1 protein-coding gene is annotated in these 2,157 nt (G+C 77.1%); it reads right to left on the reverse strand.

Annotated features, from left to right (window positions below):
• Window positions 1–41: 41 nt before the first annotated feature.
• Window positions 42–2,075, reverse strand: coding sequence for a prolyl oligopeptidase family serine peptidase (locus ACFRMQ_RS40305; RefSeq protein ID WP_380735885.1), 2,034 nt, complete (start codon window positions 2,073–2,075; stop codon window positions 42–44).
• Between the last annotated feature and the right edge of the window lie 82 nt (window positions 2,076–2,157).

Genomic DNA, 2,157 nt, shown 5'->3' on the forward strand with positions numbered 1-2,157 from the left:
CGCCCCGTCGAGCCCGTCGGCTCGACGGGGCGAAGGCGTGCCTATTCCAGGCCCAACGACCGCCGCAGGAAGCGCAGTTCGTGGTGCAGCAGGTTTTCCACCACGGCTTCGTCGGTGGGCCGGTGGCCGGTGGCGCGCAGCGGGAGCACCTCGTGCGGGCGCCCGGCGGCGAGCAGGGCGGCGGACAGCCGCAGGGTGTGGGCGGGGTGGACGTTGTCGTCGGTGAGGCCCTGGATCAGCAGCAGCGGGCGGCTGAGTTTCGGCGCCCCGGCGATCAGCGAGCCGCCGTCGTAGTGCCCGGGGTGCTCGTCGGGGTGGCCGAGGAAGCGCTCCTGCCAGTGGGTGTCGTAGAGCCGCCAGTCGGTGGGGGCGGCGCCGGCGGAGGCGGCGTGGAAGACGTCCGGACGCCTCAGTACGGCGAGGGCGGCGAGGTAGCCGCCGTAGGACCAGCCGCGGATGGCGACCCGGTCGAGGTCGAGCAGGCCGGGCCGCAGCCGGGCGGCCGCCCGCAGGCCGTCGATCTGGTCGGCCAGGGGGAACGAGGCCTTGTCGCCGTAGACGGCCTTGTCCCAGCGCGGCCCGCGTCCGGGGGTGCCCCGGCCGTCCACCACGAGCACCGCGAAGCCCTGGTCGGCGAACCACTGGGAGACCTGGTCCCACCAGAGGCCGCCGGTGGTGGCCTTCTGCGTCGCGGGCCCGCCGTACGGGTCGAGCAGGACGGGCAGCGGGCCGCCGCCGGGGCGGTGGCCGTCGGGGAGGAAGAGGTTGGCGCGCAGTTCGCGCGGCCCGAGCCGGAGCGGTTCGGGCGCGGCGGTGTACGGCGGCGGCTCGGCGCGCGAGGCGAGCGGGAGCACCGGGCGGCCCTCGCGGTGGACGGTGGAGCGGCCGCCGGGGTGGCCGGGGGAGCGGGTGGTGAGCACCAGGGTGCCGCCGCGCCGCACGCCGGTGTGCAGGCCGGGGCCGGTGCTCAGCCGCCGGGGGCCGGTGTCCGGCCCGTACGTCCAGAGGTGGGTCTCGGTGGGCTCGTCGGAGGCGGTGAACAGCACCTGTTCGCCCTCCGTCCCGAGCACCGCGCGCAGTTGGAGCCCGGCGGGGGTGACCGGTTCGCCGCCGATGGTCAGGTGCCGGGTGTCGCCGTCGTCGGCGGTGTCGACCAGGGCGCCGCTCGCGGTGCGCGCCGGCAGGCCGGGGAGCAGTTCGATCCAGTGCTGGTCCTGCCGCTCGGCGAGCACCCGGGTGGTGCCGTCCGGGTCGATCGCCAGGGTGCGGACGGTGCGCTGGTCGCGGCTCTGCACGGCCGCGTACGGGCCGTGGGCGTCCCAGCCGGCGGCGGTGAGGTACTCGAAGGCGGCACGGTCCCAGTGGACCTCGGTGGTGGTGCCGTCGAGGCCGAGCAGCCGGAGCGAGACCTCGGCGTTGGCGGTGCCGGCCAGTGGGTAGCGGATGGCGCGCGGTGGGAGGTGCGGATCGGTCGGGTCGGCGAGGAAGTGCCGGGTGAGCGCGCGCTCGTCGACCCGGGCGACCAGCAGGGCGGTGCCGTCGGGGGACCACCAGTGGCCGCGGTCGCGGAACATCTCCTCGGCGGCGACGTACTCGGCGAGCCCGTAGGCGACGTCCTCGGCCTCGGGTTCGGCGAGCGGGCGGTCGCCGGTGCCGTCGGTGGCGACCACCCGCAGGGCGCCGCGGCTCACGTAGGCGATCGTGCGGCCGGTCGGGTCGAGCCGGGGGTCCTGCGGCGGACCCGGGACGGGAACGGGGACGGCGCGGACGGTGCCCCGGGCGGTGTCGGCCAGCCACAGGGCGCCGTCCAGGGCGAAGACGGCGAGCGTGCCGGTGGCGTCGGTGCCGTACCCGGCGATGCCCTCGGTGGCGCCCAGGGCGGCCGGGTCGGCGAGCAGCCGTTCCCCGCCGGTGGCGGTGTCCAGGGCCCAGAGGCAGTCGAGCGGGTCGGTGCCGCCGCGGCCGCGCAGGAAGAGCACGGCGGTGCCGTCCGGCGAGGGCTCGGGCCGGACGGGGGCGCCCAGGGTGAACCGTCGGGTGCGGGCCAGCCGGCGGGGTAACGGGTCGGTCGTCATGCGGGCACCATAGGCACGGCCGGCGCGTGCTTGTCGAGCGCCGCGAAGCCCTCGGGGCCGCCGTGGATGCTGGATCCACGGC

The sequence above is a fragment of the Kitasatospora sp. NPDC056783 genome (genome assembly GCF_042789895.1).
In the GTDB taxonomy this organism is placed as follows: domain Bacteria; phylum Actinomycetota; class Actinomycetes; order Streptomycetales; family Streptomycetaceae; genus Kitasatospora.